General features: G+C 66.2%; 15 protein-coding genes. 10 read left to right on the forward strand and 5 right to left on the reverse strand.

Annotation, left to right across the window (positions count from 1 at the left end; genetic code table 11):
- Complete coding sequence (locus tag Q376_RS0109910) at nt 1–927, reverse strand: electron transfer flavoprotein subunit alpha/FixB family protein (protein WP_027350176.1); 927 nt, start codon at nt 925–927, stop codon at nt 1–3.
- Complete coding sequence (locus Q376_RS0109915) at nt 924–1,676, reverse strand: electron transfer flavoprotein subunit beta/FixA family protein (RefSeq protein WP_027350177.1); 753 nt, start codon at nt 1,674–1,676, stop codon at nt 924–926. The genes Q376_RS0109910 and Q376_RS0109915 overlap by 4 nt, the downstream gene beginning before the upstream one ends.
- A 242-nt stretch (nt 1,677–1,918) precedes the next feature.
- Between Q376_RS0109915 and Q376_RS0109920 the strand changes: the two genes are divergently transcribed.
- The 9 genes from Q376_RS0109920 (at nt 1,919) to Q376_RS0109970 (ending at nt 12,286) form a co-directional block, all read left to right on the forward strand.
- Nucleotides 1,919–3,256 (forward strand): enolase C-terminal domain-like protein, encoded by a 1,338-nt coding sequence (locus Q376_RS0109920; RefSeq protein ID WP_027350178.1) that lies wholly within the window; start codon nt 1,919–1,921, stop codon nt 3,254–3,256.
- A 92-nt stretch (nt 3,257–3,348) separates the two neighbouring features.
- Complete coding sequence (locus Q376_RS0109925) at nt 3,349–4,293, forward strand: tripartite tricarboxylate transporter substrate binding protein (RefSeq protein ID WP_027350179.1); 945 nt, start codon at nt 3,349–3,351, stop codon at nt 4,291–4,293.
- Nucleotides 4,294–4,312: 19 nt separating this feature from the next.
- Nucleotides 4,313–4,813: a tripartite tricarboxylate transporter TctB family protein gene (locus Q376_RS22175; RefSeq protein WP_043447251.1), complete on the forward strand. Its 501-nt coding sequence runs from the start codon at nt 4,313–4,315 to the stop codon at nt 4,811–4,813.
- Nucleotides 4,814–4,828: 15 nt separating this feature from the next.
- Nucleotides 4,829–6,322, forward strand: coding sequence for a tripartite tricarboxylate transporter permease (locus Q376_RS0109935; protein ID WP_027350180.1), 1,494 nt, complete (start codon nt 4,829–4,831; stop codon nt 6,320–6,322).
- The gene (yiaK, locus tag Q376_RS0109940) at nt 6,319–7,332 is read left to right on the forward strand and encodes a 3-dehydro-L-gulonate 2-dehydrogenase (protein WP_027350181.1); all 1,014 of its coding nucleotides are present in this window, start codon (nt 6,319–6,321) and stop codon (nt 7,330–7,332) included. Before Q376_RS0109935 ends, yiaK begins: the two co-directional genes overlap by 4 nt.
- Nucleotides 7,333–8,505: 1,173 nt before the next feature.
- The gene (locus Q376_RS22180) at nt 8,506–9,390 is read left to right on the forward strand and encodes a Bug family tripartite tricarboxylate transporter substrate binding protein (RefSeq protein ID WP_162177904.1); all 885 of its coding nucleotides are present in this window, start codon (nt 8,506–8,508) and stop codon (nt 9,388–9,390) included.
- Between the two features lie 119 nt (nt 9,391–9,509).
- Nucleotides 9,510–9,956, forward strand: coding sequence for a tripartite tricarboxylate transporter TctB family protein (locus Q376_RS22185; protein ID WP_081803497.1), 447 nt, complete (start codon nt 9,510–9,512; stop codon nt 9,954–9,956).
- Nucleotides 9,956–11,467 carry a tripartite tricarboxylate transporter permease gene (locus Q376_RS0109965; protein ID WP_027350183.1) on the forward strand — a complete coding sequence of 504 codons (1,512 nt, stop codon included), beginning with the start codon at nt 9,956–9,958 and terminating at the stop codon, nt 11,465–11,467. The genes Q376_RS22185 and Q376_RS0109965 overlap by 1 nt, the downstream gene beginning before the upstream one ends.
- Nucleotides 11,468–11,551: 84 nt before the next feature.
- Nucleotides 11,552–12,286 (forward strand): FadR/GntR family transcriptional regulator, encoded by a 735-nt coding sequence (locus Q376_RS0109970; protein WP_027350184.1) that lies wholly within the window; start codon nt 11,552–11,554, stop codon nt 12,284–12,286.
- A gap of 29 nt (nt 12,287–12,315) precedes the next feature.
- Here the strand turns inward: Q376_RS0109970 and Q376_RS0109975 are convergent, their stop codons facing one another.
- The 3 genes from Q376_RS0109975 to Q376_RS0109985 are packed head-to-tail and all read right to left on the reverse strand — an operon-like array spanning nt 12,316 to nt 16,189.
- A complete protein-coding gene (locus Q376_RS0109975) occupies nt 12,316–13,647 on the reverse strand; it encodes an enolase C-terminal domain-like protein (protein WP_027350185.1) in 1,332 nt (443 codons plus the stop codon).
- Nucleotides 13,644–14,582 (reverse strand): 5-dehydro-4-deoxyglucarate dehydratase, encoded by a 939-nt coding sequence (locus Q376_RS0109980; RefSeq protein ID WP_027350186.1) that lies wholly within the window; start codon nt 14,580–14,582, stop codon nt 13,644–13,646. The genes Q376_RS0109975 and Q376_RS0109980 overlap by 4 nt, the downstream gene beginning before the upstream one ends.
- A 26-nt stretch (nt 14,583–14,608) precedes the next feature.
- Nucleotides 14,609–16,189, reverse strand: coding sequence for an aldehyde dehydrogenase (NADP(+)) (locus Q376_RS0109985; protein ID WP_027350187.1), 1,581 nt, complete (start codon nt 16,187–16,189; stop codon nt 14,609–14,611).
- A gap of 211 nt (nt 16,190–16,400) precedes the next feature.
- On the opposite strand from Q376_RS0109985, the gene Q376_RS0109990 reads away from it, so the two are divergent.
- Nucleotides 16,401–18,458, forward strand: coding sequence for an AsmA family protein (locus Q376_RS0109990; protein WP_027350188.1), 2,058 nt, complete (start codon nt 16,401–16,403; stop codon nt 18,456–18,458).
- Nucleotides 18,459–18,465: the final 7 nt, after the last annotated feature.

An 18,465-nucleotide genomic window follows, 5' to 3' on the forward strand; every position in this document is an offset into this window, starting at 1 on the left:
CTAGAGCTTGCGCTCGAGCTCGGGCAGCAGCTCGAACAGGTCGCCGACCAGCCCATAGTCGGCTACCTGGAAGATCGGCGCCTCTTCGTCCCGGTTGATCGCGACGATCACCTTCGCTCCCTGCATCCCGGCGAGATGCTGCATCGCACCGGAGATACCCACCGCGATGTAGAGATCCGGCGCGACGATCTTGCCGGTCTGTCCGACCTGCAGCTCGTTGGATACATAGCCTGCATCGACCGCCGCGCGAGAGGCCCCGATCGCGGCGTCCAGCTTACCCGCCACTCCCTCGAGCAGGGAGAAGTTCTGCTTGCTGCCGAGCCCTCTGCCGCCGCTGACGACCACCCGCGCCGCGGTAAGCTCCGGACGCTCGCTGGCCTCGCGATGGGACTCGACGAAACGCGCGCCGAGCGCCTCACCCTGCGCTTCAACGGTCTCGATCGGCGCCGGCGCCTGCTCTCCGACCGATTCGAAAGCAGTGGCGCGAATACTGAGCACCTTGAGCGGCGCGTCGCTTCTTACCGTGGCGACCAGCGCGCCGGCGTGGATCGGCCGCTTGAAGGTGGCGGGATCCACCACCTCGATGACCTCGGATATCTGCCCCACTCCGGCGAGCGCGGCAGCGCGCGGCAGCACGTCCTTGCCAAAGGTCGAGGCGGCGGCGAGCAGGTAGCCATAGCGCTTGGCATGTGCGGCGAGCAGCGTGGCGAGGGGTTCGGCGAGCTGATCCGCATAGCGCGCATCGTCGGCGACCAGCACCCGCGACACGCCGTCGAGCCGCGCGGCCTGAGCGGCGACTTCTTCGACCCGGTACCCCGCCACCAGCGCCTCGATCGGCGCACCGAGCTTGCGCGCCGCGGCGACCACGCGCGCGCAGGCGGGGCTGATCCGCCCATCGTGGTGTTCGATCAGGATCAAGCTGCTCATCGGATCACCTTCTCCACGTTACGCAGTTTGTCGATCAGGGCGTCGACCGAATCGAGGATCACCCCCCGCTGTCGGGGCGTCGGCGTCTCGACCGCGAGCACCTCGGTCTGCGCCGGCAGGTCGAGCGCCATCTCCTCGAGCGTGCGCCGCTCGATCGGCTTCTTCTTCGCCTTCATGATGTCCGGCAGCCGGGCGTAGCGCGGCTCGTTGAGCCTGAGATCCGCGGTGACCACCGCGGGCAGCGCGAGCTCCAGGGTGACCATGCCACCGTCGACCTCGCGGGTGACCCGCGCCTTTTCGCCTTCGAGCTCGACTGCGGATGCGAAGGTGGCCTGCGGCCAGCCGAGCAGCGCAGCGAGCATCTGACCGACCTGATTGTCGTCGGAATCGATCGCCTGCTTGCCGAGCAGCGCCAGTCCCGGGCGCTCTTCCTCGACGACCCGGGTGAGCGTGCGCGCCACCGCCAGCGGCTCCAGCGCGCGCTCGGTCTCGATCAGCAGCGCTCGGTCGGCACCCACCGCCAGTGCCCCGCGCAGCTGCTCCTGGGCCGCGGCGGTGCCGATCGTCACCACCAGCACTTCACTCGCGAGCCCCCGCTCCTTGAGCCGAACCGCCTCCTCTAGCGCGATCTCGCAGAACGGATTGATCGCCATCTTGACGCTGGTCGAATCGACGCCAGTGCCATCGGCCGTCGGCCTCACACGGACGTTGTGATCGATCACCCGCTTGATCGGCACGACTATCTTCATGCGCGCATGCCCCCTTGGAACCCAATCGATGAAATCGTGCGCCGCGAACCCAGACGCGTGGGCGGACATTCTACGCGAGCCGGACGATCGAGGTCGAAGCCCCCGCCCGGGGCGAGCGCAAGGTTTCACGTGAAACCTTGCGCGCACGACGATGGAGAGGCTCGACTTTTCGCTACTATGGCGATGAGAGAGGGCCGGGTAGTCTTTTGTACTATGTATGACAACATCAAAGGCTACCCCTCATGCCCACCCGCGTCCCACTCATCACCTCGGTCGAGGTGATCCCCGTCGCCGGCCAGGACAGCATGCTGCTCAACGTCGGCGGTGCCCATGCCCCCTACTTCACTCGCAACCTGCTGTTGCTGCGCGACGATGCGGGCAACGTCGGCGTTGGCGAAGCCCCGGGAGGAGAGATCATCCAGCGCCAGTTGGAGAGCGCTCGACCGTGGCTGATCGATCAGCCGATCTCGCGACTGCATGGGCTGGTGGCGCGGCTCCATCGCCAGGGGCAGGCGGAGGATTTCGAGGCCTTCGGCAACGGTGCCTGGACCTTCGAGCTCAAGGTCAACGCGGTGGCCGCACTCGAGGCGGCGCTGCTCGACCTGCTGGGCAAGCATCTCGAGCTGCCGGTCTGCGAACTGCTCGGCGAGGGCCGCCAGCGCAGCGAGGTGGAGGTGCTCGGCTATCTGTTCTTCGTCGGCGACAAACGGCGCACCGACCTCGACTATCGCCATGCGCCGGGCGGCGGTGAGCGCAACGACTGGTTCGCCCTGCGCGATGCTCCCGCACTCGATCCGGCGTCGATCGTCGCCCAGGCCGAGGCCGCCCAGGCACGCTATGGCTTCCAGGACTTCAAACTCAAAGGTGGAGTGCTGGAGGGCGCGCGCGAGATAGAAGCCGCACGCGCGCTGGCCGCGCGCTTTCCCGATGCGCGAATCACCCTCGACCCCAACGGCGCCTGGTCGCTGGCCGAGGCGATCGCCCTGTGTCGCGACCTGCACGGCGTGCTCGCCTATGCCGAGGACCCCTGCGGCGCCGAGCAGGGCTACTCCGGGCGCGAGATCCTCGCCGAGTTCAAGCGCGCCACTGGGCTACCGGTGGCGACCAACATGGTCGCCACCAACTGGCGCGAGATGACCCACGCGATGATGCTGCGCGCGGTCGACATCCCGCTCGCCGACCCCCACTTCTGGACCCTCTCCGGGGCGGTGCGGGTCTCCCAGCTGTGCCATGAGTGGGGAATGACCTGGGGTTCGCACTCCAACAACCATTTCGATGTGTCGCTGGCGATGTTCGCCCAGGTCGGTGCCGCGGCGCTGGGCACCCCGACCGCTCTCGATACCCACTGGATCTGGCAGGACGGCCAGCGACTCAGCCGCGAACCGCATCGTATCGAACGAGGCAGGATCAAGGTCGACGACACGCCGGGTCTCGGGATCGAGCTCGACATGGACGAGGTGGAACGCGCCCATGCGCTCTACCGGCGCCTGCCTTCCTCGGCACGCAACGACGCCATGGCGATGCAGTACCTGATCCCCGACTGGCGCTTCGACCCCAAGCGTCCCGCACTGGTGCGCTGAGCCGCCACAACTTCGACCACCCGTTCGACGAGCCGCTGCCTCCCGCCCACCGGGCGCAAAGGCCGGCCTGAGCGTTCAATGAGGAAAGCAAGATGATCGATGTCGCCCGCCTTCGAAGGCTGCTGCTGCTCGCCTTGCTGGGCTGCGCCTCGCCGGCCTTGGCCTATCCCGACCGTAACCTGGACATCATCGTTCCGTTCTCCGCCGGCGGCGGCAACGACGTGTTCATCCGTGCCTTGCAGCCGGCCCTGGAGCGAGAACTGGGCACCCACCTGGTGGTACGCAACCTCGCCGGCGGCGGCGGCGCGGTGGGACTGACCCATGTCGCCCGGCTGCCCGCCGATGGCTACACCCTGGCGGTGGTCAGCGACGGCCTGCTGACCCAGGTGGCGATGGGCAACGTCGACTTCGTCCCCGAGGATTTCGACTTCGTCGCCAAGATCCTCGAGGAGCCCTATCTGCTCGCCGTCAGCCGGGACTCTCCGTACCCCGATCTCGCCACGATGATCGAGGATGCCCGAGGCGGCAAGCGGATCAAGATCGGCGTCTCGGGGGTCGGCTCGTCCGCCTACCTCACCGCCGGCGCGATCGGCGATGCACTGGGCATCGATCCGATCCTGATCCCCTTCGACGGCGGCACCGAGACCGTTTCAGCGGTGATGGGTGGTCACATCGACGCGGTGGTGCTCGGCGGTGCGGAGCTGCGCTCGGCGCTCTCCTCCCAACGGGTGCGGGCCCTGGCGACGAGTTACCCCGAGCGCAGTGCGAGCCTGCCCGAGGTGGCGACCTTCATCGAGCAGGGGATCGACTACCAGACGTCTGTGTTCCGCGGCCTCGCCGCTCCCAAAGGGCTCGAGGACAGCCACCGCGCCCGCTTGGTGGAGGCGCTGCAGCGTGCGACCGAAGACGCCGGCTTCCATACCACCATCGGCCATCTCGGCACCGACCTCGCGCCGCTCTATGGCGAGGAGCTGGACGAGTTCGTGCTCACCCTCGCCGAGCGAATGAACCAGCAGGCCGAGCAGCTCACTCAATGACCGTTTTTGGAGATCGACGATGAACGGATCGACCGGCTCGATCGCATTCAACGCGCTGCTGCTGCTCGGCGCGCTGGCGGCCTTCTTCGCCGCCTCCGCGCTACCCAGCGGTAATGCGCCGGAAACCCTGCCTCCCGCAGCGCTGCCCCAAGCGGTCGCGGTGCTGGTCGGCGCACTCGCGGCGCTGTGCCTGGTACGCGAGCTGCGCGCCTGGCGCTATCGCCGCGCGGCCACCAAGGTCGCGGGACGCCGCAGCGCGACCGCGGGTGTTGCGCTGGTGGCGCTGATGGCGGCCTACGCGGCGGCGTTCGAGCCGCTTGGCTACCTGCTCAGCACCATGGGCTTCATCGTCGCCTGCGTGGTGATGCTGGGATTCGCCAGCCGCGCGCGCAACGACGACGAGGCGATTTTCTCCACCCGCAGCCTGGTGACGCTGGCGATCATCGCGATCGGGGTACCGGTCGCGGTCTATTGCGCTTTCACCTGGGGCTTCGAAGTCCCGCTGCCGACGCTACGCTGATACCGGAGCCTCAAGATGATCGAGAACTACCTCAATGGGCTGAGCATGATCAGCGACTGGGGCGTACTGCTGGCGATCGCCGCCGGTACGCTGCTTGGCGTGGTGATCGGTGCGCTGCCAGGACTGACCTCGGCGATGGCGGTGGCGCTGCTGCTGCCGCTCACCTTCGGCATGCCGGCGGTGATGGGCGTCGGCATGCTGCTCGGCGTGCTCTGTGGCGCCGGCGCCGGTGGCGCGATCCCCTCGATACTGCTCAACATCCCGGGCTCTCCCGCCTCGGTGGCGACCTCGCTCGACGGCTTCCCGATGGCGCGCAACGGAGAGGCGGGGCGGGCGCTCGGCATCGCCATCGTCGCCTCGTTCGTCGGCGGCATTGTCAGCGCAATACTGCTCAGCATGCTGGCGCCGCCGATCGCCGAGTTCGCGCTGCGCTTCGGCCCGGCCGAATACTTCGCGCTGAGCGTTTTCGGCCTGGTGATCATCGCCTCGGTCGCCAGCCAGTCGATGATCAAGGGGCTGATCGCGGGACTGCTCGGGCTGTTCGCCGCCACCGTGGGGATGGACCCGATCACCGGCGTCGCCCGCTTCACCTTCGGCGAGCTGTCGCTGCTCACCGGCATCAGCCTGCTGCCCGCGCTGATCGGGCTGTTCGCGGTATCGCAGCTGATCAAGGATGCGATCGACTATGCCAACGTAGGCAGCCGCCACGATGCGCCGATCGATGCGCTGCAGATCCGCACCGCGCGCCCCCGCTGGCGCGATACCTTCAGCCACTGGCGCGCGCTGCTCTCCGGGGTCGGGGTCGGTTCGGTGATCGGGCCGGTGCCAGGCGCGGGGGCCAGCATCGCCAGCCTGATCTCCTACGATCAGGCCAAGCGCTGGTCGAAGACCCCAGAGCGCTTCGGCAGCGGCAATCCTGAAGGCGTGGTCGCCACCGAGAGCTCCAACAACGCGATGATCGGCGGTTCGCTGATTCCGACCCTGGCGCTGGGCGTGCCGGGCGAAGCGGCCACCGCGGTGCTGCTGGGTGGGCTGCTGATCCAGGGCATCACCCCGGGGCCCGCGCTGTTCGCCGATCCGAGCGGCACCATCTATGGGATATTCCTCGCCTACCTGGTCGCGAACATATTCATGCTGCTGGTGATGTGGCTGGGTATCCGCTACTTCGTGCGCATCCTCGCGGTACCACGCAAGCTGCTGCTCGCCACCGTCACCACCTTCTGCTTCATCGGGGTGTACGGCGTCGCCGGCGATATCTTCGACATCTGGCTGATGCTCGGCTTCGGCGTACTAGGCTACTTCCTCAACCGCTACGGCTTCGGCACCGCGCCGCTGGTGCTCGGCCTGATCCTCGGGCCGATCGCCGAAGCCAACCTGCGCCGCGGCCTGCTGATCTTCGAAGGCGACTGGAGCCCGTTCCTGACTCGCCCGATCAGCGCCACCTTCCTGTGCCTGGCGATCCTGCTGCTCACGCTCACCCTGTGGCAGAACCTGAGGAGCAGGGCATGATCGAGATCGCCCTCGAGCAGCTGCGAGCCACCCTCGAGCGGGCCTTGCTGCGCGCCGGCGTCCCGGCGCCCGTGGCCTCGATCTGCGCTCGCGTGCATAGCGAAAGCACCCGCGACGGCGTCGCCTCCCATGGCATAGGGCGAATTCCACGCTTGATCGAGTTCATCCAGCGCGGCTGGGTCGATCCCAAGGCGAAGCCGAGCCTGGTACAGGCGCTATCGACCATTGAAGTCTACGACGCCGGCTTCGGCCTCGGTGTACCCAACGCGCTGTTCGCGACCGAGCGCGCGATGGCGCTCGCCACCGCGCATGGCCTCGGCATCGTCGCGCTGCGCGATACCACTCACTGGATGCGCGGCGGAAGCTACGCCTGGCATGCGGTGGAGCGGGGCTTCGCTGCGATCATGTGGACCAACACCGAATCGGTGATGCCCGCCTGGGGCGCCAAGGATCCATGCATCGGCAACAATCCGCTGGTGATGGGCGTGCCACGCTCGAACGGGCCGTCGCTGGTGCTCGATATGGCGCAGTCGCAATTCTCCTATGGCGCCCTCGATCGCGCCGCCGCGGCGGGAGAGCAGCTTTCGGTCGATGGTGGCTTCGATGCAACGGGGCGGCCGAGCCGCGATCCCGAAGCGATCCTCGCCACCCGGCGCCTGCTGCCCGCTGGCCACTGGAAAGGCTCGGGCCTCGCGATCCTGCTCGATGCGCTTGGCGCAATGCTCGCCCAAGGCCGCCCCAGCCACCGGATCGATTCGATCGAGCGCGGCAGCAGCAGCGGCTGTTGCCAAGTATTCATGCTGTTCGACCCGACCCATCTCGGCGGGCGTGACGCCTGCGAAGCGATCGCCGACGGCATCGCCGCCCATATCGACGCCAGCGCCGCGCTCGACCCCCAACGCCCGCCCCGCACCCCCGGCGCCGGCTCGCGCCGGGATGCGGGAACTACCCATGTAGCGGTGGATGAGTCGCTATGGCGGGAGATAAAGCGGCTCGCCGCTGGTACTTAGCATTCATTTCACTCCCCGTTCGTCCCGAGCGGCGCCCACGCGTCAAGATCGAGCACCAGCTCGGCAACGGGGGCGTCAGTCGAGGGATCGAGCGGCCCAATAAGCCCGTTCGTCCCGAGCGGCGCCCACGCGCCAAGATCGAGCACCGGCTCGGCAACGGGGGCGCCAGTCGAGGGATCGAACGGCGGCGGTGAGGCCGTGGTTCGAGATACTTCCGAGCATCCTGAGCGAGCGAAGCGAGCCGAAGGGCACGAGCGGTATCGAAGCGTCCTCGGGCGCTAGCCGCAATCGGCCCAACAAGCCCGTTCGTCCCGAGCGGCGCCCACGCGCCAAGATCGAATCTCGGCTCGGCAACGGGGGCGCCAGTCGAGGGATCGTGCGGCGGCGGTAAGGCCGTGGTTCGACCGCCCTCGTTCCTCGGGCGCTATCCGAGCATCCTGAGCGAGCGAAGCGAGTCGAAGGGCACGAGCGGATGTCAGGACGTTCTCGCTCCTCACCACCAACGGGTCAACAAACCCGTTCGTCCCGAGCGGCGCCCACGCGCCAAGATCGAGCACCAGCTCGGCAACGGGGGCGCCTGTCGAGGGATCGAGCGGCGGCGGTGAGGCCGTGGTTCGACAGCCCTCGTTCCTCGGGCGCTCACCACGAGCGGGGGTGGCTAGTTCGTTTCTCACTGGCTATCCGAGCATCCTGAGCGAGCGAAGCGAGCCGAAGGGCACGAGCGGTATCGAAGCGTCCTCGGGCGCTAGCCGCAATCGGCCCAACAAGCCCGTTCGTCCCGAGCGGCGCCGATACGCGCTGGGATCGAATCTCGGCTCGGCAACGGGGGCGCCTGTCGAGGGATCGTGCGGCGGCGCTGGGTCGAGTATTTCGTCTTATCTTGACCTTCGTCCTATGTGAGAGCGGATATCGCGATGATACTTTTTGTCATACATATGACAACACACTTACAGGTTGAAAGGAGTCATTCACCCGCCAGACATCACTCTCGATCGAAGGGTTACGCCAAGGGACAGCGCTGGAATTTCGGTGACACGAGCATTCATCCGATGAAGAGGAACAGCAATGAGAACCAAGCCGGCTACGCTGCTGACCGCGACGATGATCACAGCGGCCACATTGACACTTTCTCTTCTCCCACCGCCTGCGCAAGCGCAGGAATTCAGAGGGCCGGTGCGCATCGTCGTCCCCTTCGCGCCCGGCGGCACTTCGGACATTCTCGCCAGGCATATCGCCCCCAGGCTTTCGGATGAGATCGGCCAGCCGGTCATCGTCGAGAACAAAGCCGGGGCTGGCGGCAACATAGGTGCCGATTTCGTCGCCAAGGCGGCTCCCAATGGGCACACGCTGCTGCTTTCCGACCTGACCGCGCTACTCGCGGCTCCCAGCGTGTTGAGTGGGATTTCCTATGACATCGAGAAGGATCTCGAACCGGTCACGATGGTTTCCTACTCACCCTACGTACTAGGCGTCGCCCAGCGACATTCGTTCCCGAGCTTCGATGAGCTGGTCGAATACTCTCGCGAGAATCCGGGCGGCCTGTCGGTCGCGACTTCCGGCGTGGGCGCCAACAACCACATCACCTCGGAACGGCTGAGCCACGGCCTGGACCTGGATTGGAACATCATCGCCTATCGCGGTGGATCCGACGCCACCAGGGCAGTGGTCTCAGGGGAAACCGACATGCTGCTCAACGGCACCACGGCTTCATTGCCCTTCGCCTTGAGTGGCCAGATGACGCCTCTCGCCGTGACCGGGGAGGAAAGGCTGCCCGAGCTTCCGGACACGCCCACTTTCCGCGAGCTCGGCCTGCCGGGGGAAATGGATGGAACCTACCAGGCCATCCTGATCACCGCCGGCAGCCCGCCTGAGATCATCGACAGACTGCATCGTGCGCTGGTCGAGATCCTCGACGAGGAAGAGATGCGCGGCAGAATCGCTGAGCAGGGCGGCATCGCAACGCCTTCGAGCTCGCGAGAAGAGGTGAGCGAGTGGATGAAGGCACAAAAAAGCGAGCTGGCGAGCTTCATCGAGGAGAGCCAGCTGGCCGAGCGCTGACCCTAGCGCATCTATCTAGGATTACTTTCACTCATCTCCATTTTTCCCCGATGCCTATGCATGGCTGAAACGCTGAGCATGCATAGGCGCTCCCCTCAAGCTCATGCAGACCGCCGACGATGAAATCATTGCTCAAGAGAGATTTTATTGCTGGTATCGCCTGTCTCGTCATCGCCGCGTTCGTAGTGTGGTATGGACAGGACTACTCCTATGGCAACTTGAACAATATGGGACCGGGATATCTCCCTCGAATCCTCGGAATCGCCCTGTCGATCTGCGGGATACTGACCATTCTCGGCGCGATCAACTCGATGGAGAGGGTCCCCCGCATCAACGTAAGGGCGCTGGTTTTCGTCACCCTCGGCATTCTCACCTTCGCCTTCACCATGAACCGGATCGGGATGCTACCCGCCACTTTCCTGCTCATTCACATCAGCGCGCTGAGTGAATCTCCCTACAGAATATTTCGAACCCTGGCCCTCTCGCTGTCGCTCTGCCTGCTCTCCTACCTGATTTTCATCTTCGGACTCAACATGCCCATCCGGCTGCATCCCTGGAGTTTCTGATGGAACTTTTCGACAATATCTTGCTGGGATTCAGCGTCGCGTTCACGCTGGACAACCTGCTCTATTGCGCGCTCGGCGTGACCATCGGCATGTTCATCGGCGTAATTCCGGGCGTTGGCCACCTGGCGGCGATTTCGATGCTGCTGCCGCTGACCTTCTACGTCCCGCCGACGACCGCGCTGGTGATGCTGGCCGGGATCTACTACGGCGCGCAGTACGGTGGATCGACCGCCTCGATACTCCTCAACCTGCCCGGGACACCGGCCTCGGCGGTGGTGTGCCTGGATGGCTATCCGATGGCACAGAACGGCCGCGGCGGCGTCGCCCTGCTGATGACCACGCTCGCCTCGTTCGTCGGCAGCTTCATCACCGTGTTCGTGCTGGCCGCCTTCGCTCCGCCCCTGGCTGCTTTCGCGGTCTCGTTCAACTCGGCCGACTACTTCTCGATGATGCTGCTGGGCCTGGTGGCCGCGGCCATCCTGGTGCAGGGAAGCCCCGCCAAAGGCGCCGCCGCGGTGATCATCGGGCTGATTCTCGGCATGGTCGGCACCGACGTGAACACCGGCGTGCAGCGATATACCTTCGGCTTCTCCTTTCTCTACGACGGCATCAACATCGTCGCCATCGCCATGGGCATATTCGGTATCGCCGAAGTGATCGCCAACGTCGGCAAGATCAAGGGAGCCCAGAACGATCACAAGATCACCCTGAGATCGCTGATCCCCACCGCGCAGGATCTCAAGCAGAGCATCATGCCGATGCTGCGCGGCACGGGCATAGGCACCGGCATCGGTATCCTTCCAGGCACCGGCACGTCGATCGCCTCCTTCCTCGCCTATGCGATCGAAAAAAGGGTCTCCCGCGATCCGAAGAAATTCGGCAAGGGCGCCATCGAGGGCATCACCGCGCCAGAGAGCGCCAACAATGCCGCCGCCCAGTCCGCCTTCATTCCCACCCTGACGTTGGGCATCCCGGGCGACGCGGTCATGGCACTGATGCTGGGTGCGCTACTCATTCACGGCATAGCGCCAGGCCCCAACGTGATCACCGACAACCCGGGGCTCTTCTGGGGATTGGTGGTGAGCTTCTTGATCGGCAACGTGCTGCTGCTGATCCTCAACATTCCACTGGTCGGTGTCTGGGTCAGGCTGCTCAAGATTCCCTATCCGCTGCTCTATCCCTCGATCATCCTGTTCATCGCCATCGGTGTTTACAGCATCAACTACTCGCACCTGGACATCGTGCTGGTGGCCTTTTTCGGCCTCGTCGGATGCCTGCTGCTGGTGCTCGGATTCGAACCCGCGCCGCTGTTGCTCGGCTACATCCTGGGGCCGATGATAGAAGAGAACTTTCGCCGCACCCTGCTGATCAGCCGGGGCGATATGATGGTCTTTCTCGAAAGGCCGGTCAGCGCTACCTTCCTCGCGCTCTGCCTTTTCCTGCTCATATGGTCGATCCACTCTTCCAGCAAAGAGCGGCGAATCCGAAAAAGAATCGAGTCCTCGCGGTGACATCAGCGCCTGCGCATGCCCGGCAACGGTGTGCTGCACTGCGGCAATGCCATATCATGACAGCCGAATTCGAGGAGATCCGATATGGCAGTTTCACGGCGCGATGAGATCGCCGGGCGACGCAGGGGCAGCCTTTCGTCCCATGTCGCCGATGCGATCGAGGAGATGATCCAGAGCGAGGAGTTCGACGTCGGCGACAAGCTGCCCACCGAGAGCGAGCTCGGGAGGATGTTCGACGTCAGCCGCACCGTGATCCGCGAAGCGGTTTCCCACCTCAAGTCGCTCGGCGTGGTCGAGTCGCGCCGGGGAGTGGGGGCATTCATCCGCCGCCGGCATGCCGGCGGGGCCTTCCTGTCCCGCGGGCTGTCTCCCAGCACCGCCGACGAGATTCTCCAGCTGCTCGAATTTCGCCTGCCGATCGAGATCGAGGCCGCGGGCCTGGCCGCCCAGCGTCGAACCGATGCCGACCTCGCCGCGCTCGCCGCGAGCCTGGAGAAGTTCGCCTCGCCACTCGATGACAATCTCGCCCGGCGTGAAGACTTCGAGTTCCACCGTCTGATCGGCGCCGCCGCTCGCAATCCGGTCTTCGTCGCTTTCTACGACTCTCTCGGCGAGGCGCTGGTGCCACGCTCCCACGTCAGCGAGCTGGTGATCCAGGCGCGGATCAAGCGCTACCTCGAGCAGGTGCTCGGGGAGCACCGCCAGATCTTCGCGCGCATCGAGGCCGCCGACGCCGAAGGCGCCCGCGCGGCGATGCGTGAGCACCTCAGGCGCAGCTTCGAGCTCTACCGCTCGCGGGTCGAGCCGGAGAACGCCTGACGCTCTCCGGCGCTCAGCGAGCCCTCTCTTCAACGCACCAGGCAGGGGCGCTTGGGATCGAAGCGCCAGCCCTCGATGAAGTATTGCATCGTCGCCGCGTCGTCGCGTCCGGCCTTACCAAATGCCAGGTAGCGCTGATGCGCCAGCTCGATCTGCTGCTCATCGAGCTCGATCCCAAGCCCTGGCCGCTTCGGCACGGCGATGCGACCATCTTCGATCCGCAGCGGGTCGACGGTGAGACGCTCGCCGTCCTGCCAGATCCAATGGGTGTCGATTGCGGTGATCTCGCCCGGACAGGCGGCGGCGACGTGGGTCATCATCGCGAGCGAAACATCGAAGTGATTGTTCGAGTGCGAGCCCCAAGTCATGCCGAGGCGATCGCACATCTCGCCCACCGCCACCGCACCCTGCATGGTCCAGAAGTGGCAGTCGGCGAGCGGGATGTCGACGGCGCGCTGGCCGATCGCGTGATGCAGCTGGCGGAAATCGGTGGCGATCATGTTGGTCGCGGTGGGAATACCGCTGCGCCGGCGGAACTCCGCCATGGTTTCCCTACCGGAGTAGCCCCCCTCCGCCCCGCAGGGGTCCTCGGCATAAGAGAGGATGCCTTTGAGCGGGGCCAGGTAGCGTAGCGCCTCATCCAGCGACCAGGCGCCGTTGGGGTCGAGGGTCACCCGTGCCTGCGGGAAGGCGCGATGGATCGCCCGGATGCATTCGGCCTCGAGCTCGCCATCGAGCACGCCCCCCTTGAGCTTGAAATCCTTGAAACCATATTTCTGCTGGGCGGCCACCGCCAGCGCGGCAACAGCGTCGGGGCCCAGCGCCTCGCGATCGCGCAGGTAGTCCCAGTCCGAGGCGCACTGCTCCCGCTGCGCGCGGCGATACGGCAGTCCGGTGCGCTGGCTATCGCCAATCAGGAAGAGATAGCCGAGCGCCTCGACGCTATCGCGCTGCTGGCCCTCCTGGCCGAGCAGCTCGGCGACCGGCAGCCCGATGGCCTGGCCGTGGAGATCGAGCAGCGCCGACTCCACCGCGGTGACGACATGGACCAGCACGCGCAGGTCGAAGGTCTGCAGGCCGCGCTCACCGCTGTCGCGATCGGCGAAGCGTGACTTGATCTCGCGCAGGATGCGCTTGTACTCGTGCGCATGGCGTCCTTCCACCAACGGGATGCAGGCTTGGAGTACGTCGAGGATGCCTTGTCCGCCGGGTACCTCGCCGGCGCCCTTGCGACCGTCGGCGTCCTCGAGGATCACCAGGTTGCGGGTGAACATCGGCGCATGCGCGCCGCTCAGGTTGAGCAGCAGGCTATCGTGCCCGGCCACCGGTACCACCCTCATGCGTGCGATCGGCGAGCTCATGGTGTCGCTCCTTCCTTGGCCAGGGCGTTGAAGGTCTCGATCAGCCCGGCGAGCGTTTGGCGCTGGGACTGGTTCGGCATGATCAGCGGTGCGCGTACGTGCCCGGCGCCGTGCCCGACCTGCTCGGCACCGGCTTTGATCAGGCTCACCGCATAGCCAGGACAGCTATCGCGCAGCTCGACGAAGGGGACGAAGAAGTCGCGGACCATCCGGCCCACGCGCGCATCCTCTCCGGCGCGCAGGGCGCGATAGAACGCAAGCGCGGCCTCGGGTACGAAGTTGTAGACCGCCGAGGAGTAAGTATTCACTCCTATCGCCAGATAGGCCTCGGCGAAGATCTCCGCGGTCGGCACCCCGCCGATGTAGACCAGCCGGTCGCCGACCGTCTTGATGATGGTGTTGAGCGCCTGGATGTTGCCGACGCCGTCTTTCAATGCGATCAGGTTGGGGCAACGCTCGGCGAGGACACGTACGCTTTTGGCATCGAGCTGGCCATTGGCGCGGTTGTAGAGCACCACCCCGAGCCGAGTGCTGTCGCAGACCGCGGCCACGTACTCGACCAGCCCCTCGCGCGGGCACTCGGTGAGATAAGGCGGCATCAGCAGCAGGCCATCGGCGCCGCCCTGCTCGGCGATACGCGCATGCTCGATGGCGTCACGCTGGCTGCGGCCCGCGCTGGCAAGGATCGGCAGCTTGCCGCCGCAGATCCGGCTCGCGCTTTCGACCACTCGGCCGAGCTCGGCATTGGTCAGCGAAAAGAACTCCCCCGTACCGCCAGCGACGAACAGCGCCGAGACCGGGTGAGACCCCAGCCACTCGAGCCGGGCCTCATAGCCGGCCTGATCGAAATCACCATTGGCATCGAAATCGGTGACCGGAAAGGAGAGCAAGCCATCGTCGAGGGCGGCGCGAAGCTGGGCATGATCGAAATGCATGAGAGATGACTCCAAGGGATGAAGGGTTAGTGCGATTCGCGCTTGCCGTCGACCAGCCGGACGAGACCAAGCGGATTGCCGTCGGCGAGCGCCTGCGGCAGCAGCGTGGCGGGCAGGTTCTGGTAGCAGACCGGGCGCAGGAAGCGCTCGATCGCGAGCGTCCCTACCGAGGTGGTTCGACTGTCCGAGGTGGCGGGATGGGGCCCGCCATGGACCATCGCATCGCACACCTCGACGCCGGTGGGAAAGCCGTTGGCGAGAATCCTCCCGGCCTTGCGCTCGAGCACCGGCAGCAGCTCCAGTGCGGCGTCCAAATCGGCATCGTCGAGGATCAGCGTGGCGGTGAGCTGGCCCTCCAGGGCCTGCGCGATCCGGCTCATCTGCGCCTGGTCATCGCACTCGATCACAAGCGATGTGGCACCGAACACCTCTTCATGCAGCGCGGGCGAAGCGAGGAAGGTGGCGGCATCGACCGCGAACAGCCCGGCCTGGCAGCGGTTCGGCCCGCTCCCCGCACGGCTGCTGGCGACCTCGCGCACGCCGCGCTGGCGGCCCAGGGTGTCGCGCCCCTCGACGTAGGCCCGATGGATTCCCGGCGACAGCATCACCGAGGCGTCCATCTCGGCGAGCGCGAGGGCGACGGCGGACTTGAAGCGCTCGAGCGCAGGGCCGGCGAGGGCGATCACCAAGCCCGGGTTGGTACAGAGCTGGCCAGCGCTGCCGGTGAGCGAGGCGGCGAAGCCCTGGGCGAGCTCCTCATCGCGCGCCTTTAGCGCAGCGGGAAGCATGAACACCGGGTTGACGCTGCTCATCTCGGCGTAGAAGGGAATCGGCTCAGGGCGCCCCTGGGCTACGCGCCATAGCGCAGTGCCACCGGAGCGTGAGCCGGTGAAGCCAGCGGCCTTGATTCGCGCATCCGCGACCAGCGCGGTGCCGATCTCACGGCCCGAGCCATGCAGCAGTGCGAACACGCCCGCCGGCAGGCCGGTCGCCGAGACAGCACGCTGGATCGCACGCCCGACCAGCTCCGAGGTACCTGGATGGGCGCCGTGGGCCTTGACCACCACTGGACACCCAGCGGCCAAGGCGGAAGCGGTATCGCCGCCGGCGACCGAAAAAGCGAGCGGGAAGTTGCTGGCGCCGAACACCGCGACCGGGCCGAGGCCGATCTTGCGCAGCCGATGGTCGAGCTTGGGCAGCGGCTGGCGCTCGGGCTGGGCGCGGTCGAGCCGCACGTCGAGCCACTCACCGTCGCGGACCACGCGAGCGAACAGACGCAGCTGTCCGCAGGTGCGCGCACGCTCGCCTTCGAGCCGCGCCCGGGGAAGGCCGGTCTCGCGCATCGCTCGGACGATCAACCCATCGCCCAGCGCCTCGATCTCGCTGGCGACACGCTCGAGGAAGGCCGCACGCGTCTCGAGCGAGGCCTCGCGGTAGCTGTCGAACGCCTCGGCGGCATACTGGCAGGCCAGCTCGATCTGTTCGAGCGAGGCGCCGGGAAAGGCAGGCGCGAGGGGCTCGCCGCTGGCCGGGTCGATGGCATGGATCGGCGTACCCGGCCCCGGATGGGCGGTGCCGGCGATCAGCTGGTGGCCGGTGATCTCGATCATTCGGTGCTCCTACGACAAGAAGTGGCGGGACGGAACTCAGTTATAAGACATCATACAAACTAGAAACGACTGCGCCTATCGACTTTAGGCTGACAACGCGGCCAGCCCCGGTCGTAGGTTTCACGTGAAACAGGCGAACCTCGCGGGCAACGTGCGCCGGGGTGGGCTAAGTTGATATTCACCTTGGATTACCGTCAAAAGGTCAACCATGTCCCGTGGCCGCAAGATATCGCTTTGGATCGTAGCCGTCGTACTGGCGCTGATCGCCATCGTGCTGATCCTGATCGCAACCTTCGACTGGAACCGGCTCAAGCCGACGATCAACGCGCGGGTCAGCGAAACGATCCAGCGCCCGTTCGAGATCCGCGGCGATCTCGGTGTCGATTGGGGCCGGGACCGGGAGGCGGGAGGCTGGCGCGCCTGGGTACCGATGCCCTACATCCACGCAGAGGACGTCCACCTCGGCAATCCCGAGGGCTTCGACGGCGAGATGGCGAGCCTCGAGCGAGTCGAAGCGAGCCTCGCGCCACTTTCGCTGCTGCACCGTGAAATCCGCGTGCCGAAGGTATCGCTCACCCGGCCGAGCGCTGATCTGGTGCGCCATGCCGACGGCGCGGCGAACTGGGTGTTCGATCTCGGCGAGCAGCAGGACGAGCAGCAGGAAGAGGGCAGCGGCTGGAGCTTTCGCCTCGACGAGGTCGCGTTCGACCAGGGCACCGCGCGCTTTCGCGATGCGATTCTCGATTCCGACTTCAACATCGCGATCGACCCTCTCGGCCAACCCGTGCCCTACGAAGAGATCGCCGGCGCCCAGGCGAATGGTGAAGGGGAAGAAGCGCCCCAGGCGCAGCCGGGGGCGTTCATCTTCGGCTGGAAGGCCGAAGGCCGCTACAAAGGCGAGCCACTCGAAGGCGAGGGCAGGATCGGCGGGATGCTGTCGATGGACGACCCCGATCGGCCCTTCCCGCTCCAGGCCGACGTGCGCTCGGGCACCACGCGAGTACGACTCAACGGCATCCTGTTCCAACCGATGACCTTCGGCGGGCTCGATCTCGACCTGCGCTTCGAGGGCCAGAGCCTTGGCAATCTCGATACCTTGACCGGCCTGGTGCTGCCCAACACGCCCCCCTACGCCACCGACGGGCATCTCTACGTGCGCTTCAACCAGCCAGGCGGCGCGGTGTTCGAGTACCGCGATTTCAATGGCAAGATCGGCGACAGCGACATCCACGGCAGCGTCACCTATACCCTCTCGACACCCCGCCCCAAACTGGTCGGCGAGCTGACCTCGAACCAGCTGCGCTTCGCCGATCTGGCACCGCTGATCGGCGCGGACTCCAACCAAGACAAGGAGGCCCGGGGCGGGACCACGCGCCAGCCGGAGGGCAAGGTACTGCCGGTAGAGAACTTCGACACCGCCGCCTGGGCGACCATGGATGCGGACGTGCGCTTCTCCGCCAGCCGGATCGAACACGGCGAGAGCCTGCCGTTGACCGACCTCTCGACCCACCTGCGTCTCGAAGGCGGCGAGCTGCTGATGGACCCGCTGCGCTTCGGCGTCGCTGGCGGCCAGCTCAATACCACGCTGAGGCTCGAGGGCCAGCGCGAGCCGATGCGCGGACGGATCGACGCCCACGCACGCGGTATGCAGCTGCAGCAGCTGATGCCCAACGCGGGCACCCTGCAGGAAAGCCTGGGCCGGCTCGACGGCGATGCGACCCTGAACGGCAGCGGCAACTCGGTCGCTTCGCTGCTCGCGACCAGCAACGGCGAGCTCAGCATGCTGCTCAGCGATGGCCAGATCAGCCGCAACCTGATGGAGCTCGCCGGGCTCAACGTCGGCAACTGGATGGTCGGCCAGCTGTTCGGCGATGAGCAGGAGCACATCAACTGCGCCGCCGCCAACATCGGCATCGCCCAGGGTGTGGCCGAGCCGAGGGTATTGGTGTTCGACACCGATAATGCGGTGATCAACGTCACCGGCCAGGTCAATTTCGCCACCGAAGGGCTGAACCTCGACATCCACCCCGAGAGCAAGGGCTTCAGAATCTTCACCCTGCGCTCGCCGCTCTACGTCCACGGCACCTTCGCCAATCCCTCTCCCGGGGTCGCCGCCACGCCGCTGATCCTTCGCGGCGCGGCGGCCCTGGTGCTCGGCACCGTAGCCGCACCGGTCGCGGCACTCGGCGCGCTGATCTCACCGAGCGCCGGCGAGGAGAACCAGTGCGCGCCGGTGATCGAGAGCATCCGTGCCCAGGGGCAGTGACGCCCCT

Origin of the sequence: Halotalea alkalilenta DSM 17697 (genome assembly GCF_000621205.1) — a bacterium.
Classification (GTDB): domain Bacteria; phylum Pseudomonadota; class Gammaproteobacteria; order Pseudomonadales; family Halomonadaceae; genus Halotalea; species Halotalea alkalilenta.

Bases quoted from the DNA above. Each gene is read 5' to 3' on its own strand.
- Q376_RS0109920 (WP_027350178.1), top strand. From the start codon at position 1,919: ATGCCCACCCGCGTCCCACTCATCACCTCGGTCGAGGTGATCCCCGTC.
- Q376_RS0109915 (WP_027350177.1), bottom strand. From the start codon at position 1,676: ATGAAGATAGTCGTGCCGATCAAGCGGGTGATCGATCACAACGTCCGT.
- Q376_RS0109935 (WP_027350180.1), top strand. From the start codon at position 4,829: ATGATCGAGAACTACCTCAATGGGCTGAGCATGATCAGCGACTGGGGC.
- Q376_RS0109980 (WP_027350186.1), bottom strand. From the start codon at position 14,582: ATGCATTTCGATCATGCCCAGCTTCGCGCCGCCCTCGACGATGGCTTG.
- Q376_RS22175 (WP_043447251.1), top strand. From the start codon at position 4,313: ATGAACGGATCGACCGGCTCGATCGCATTCAACGCGCTGCTGCTGCTC.
- yiaK (WP_027350181.1), top strand. From the start codon at position 6,319: ATGATCGAGATCGCCCTCGAGCAGCTGCGAGCCACCCTCGAGCGGGCC.
- Q376_RS0109910 (WP_027350176.1), bottom strand. From the start codon at position 927: ATGAGCAGCTTGATCCTGATCGAACACCACGATGGGCGGATCAGCCCC.
- Q376_RS0109990 (WP_027350188.1), top strand. From the start codon at position 16,401: ATGTCCCGTGGCCGCAAGATATCGCTTTGGATCGTAGCCGTCGTACTG.
- Q376_RS22185 (WP_081803497.1), top strand. From the start codon at position 9,510: ATGAAATCATTGCTCAAGAGAGATTTTATTGCTGGTATCGCCTGTCTC.
- Q376_RS0109975 (WP_027350185.1), bottom strand. From the start codon at position 13,647: ATGAGCTCGCCGATCGCACGCATGAGGGTGGTACCGGTGGCCGGGCAC.
- Q376_RS0109965 (WP_027350183.1), top strand. From the start codon at position 9,956: ATGGAACTTTTCGACAATATCTTGCTGGGATTCAGCGTCGCGTTCACG.
- Q376_RS0109925 (WP_027350179.1), top strand. From the start codon at position 3,349: ATGATCGATGTCGCCCGCCTTCGAAGGCTGCTGCTGCTCGCCTTGCTG.
- Q376_RS0109970 (WP_027350184.1), top strand. From the start codon at position 11,552: ATGGCAGTTTCACGGCGCGATGAGATCGCCGGGCGACGCAGGGGCAGC.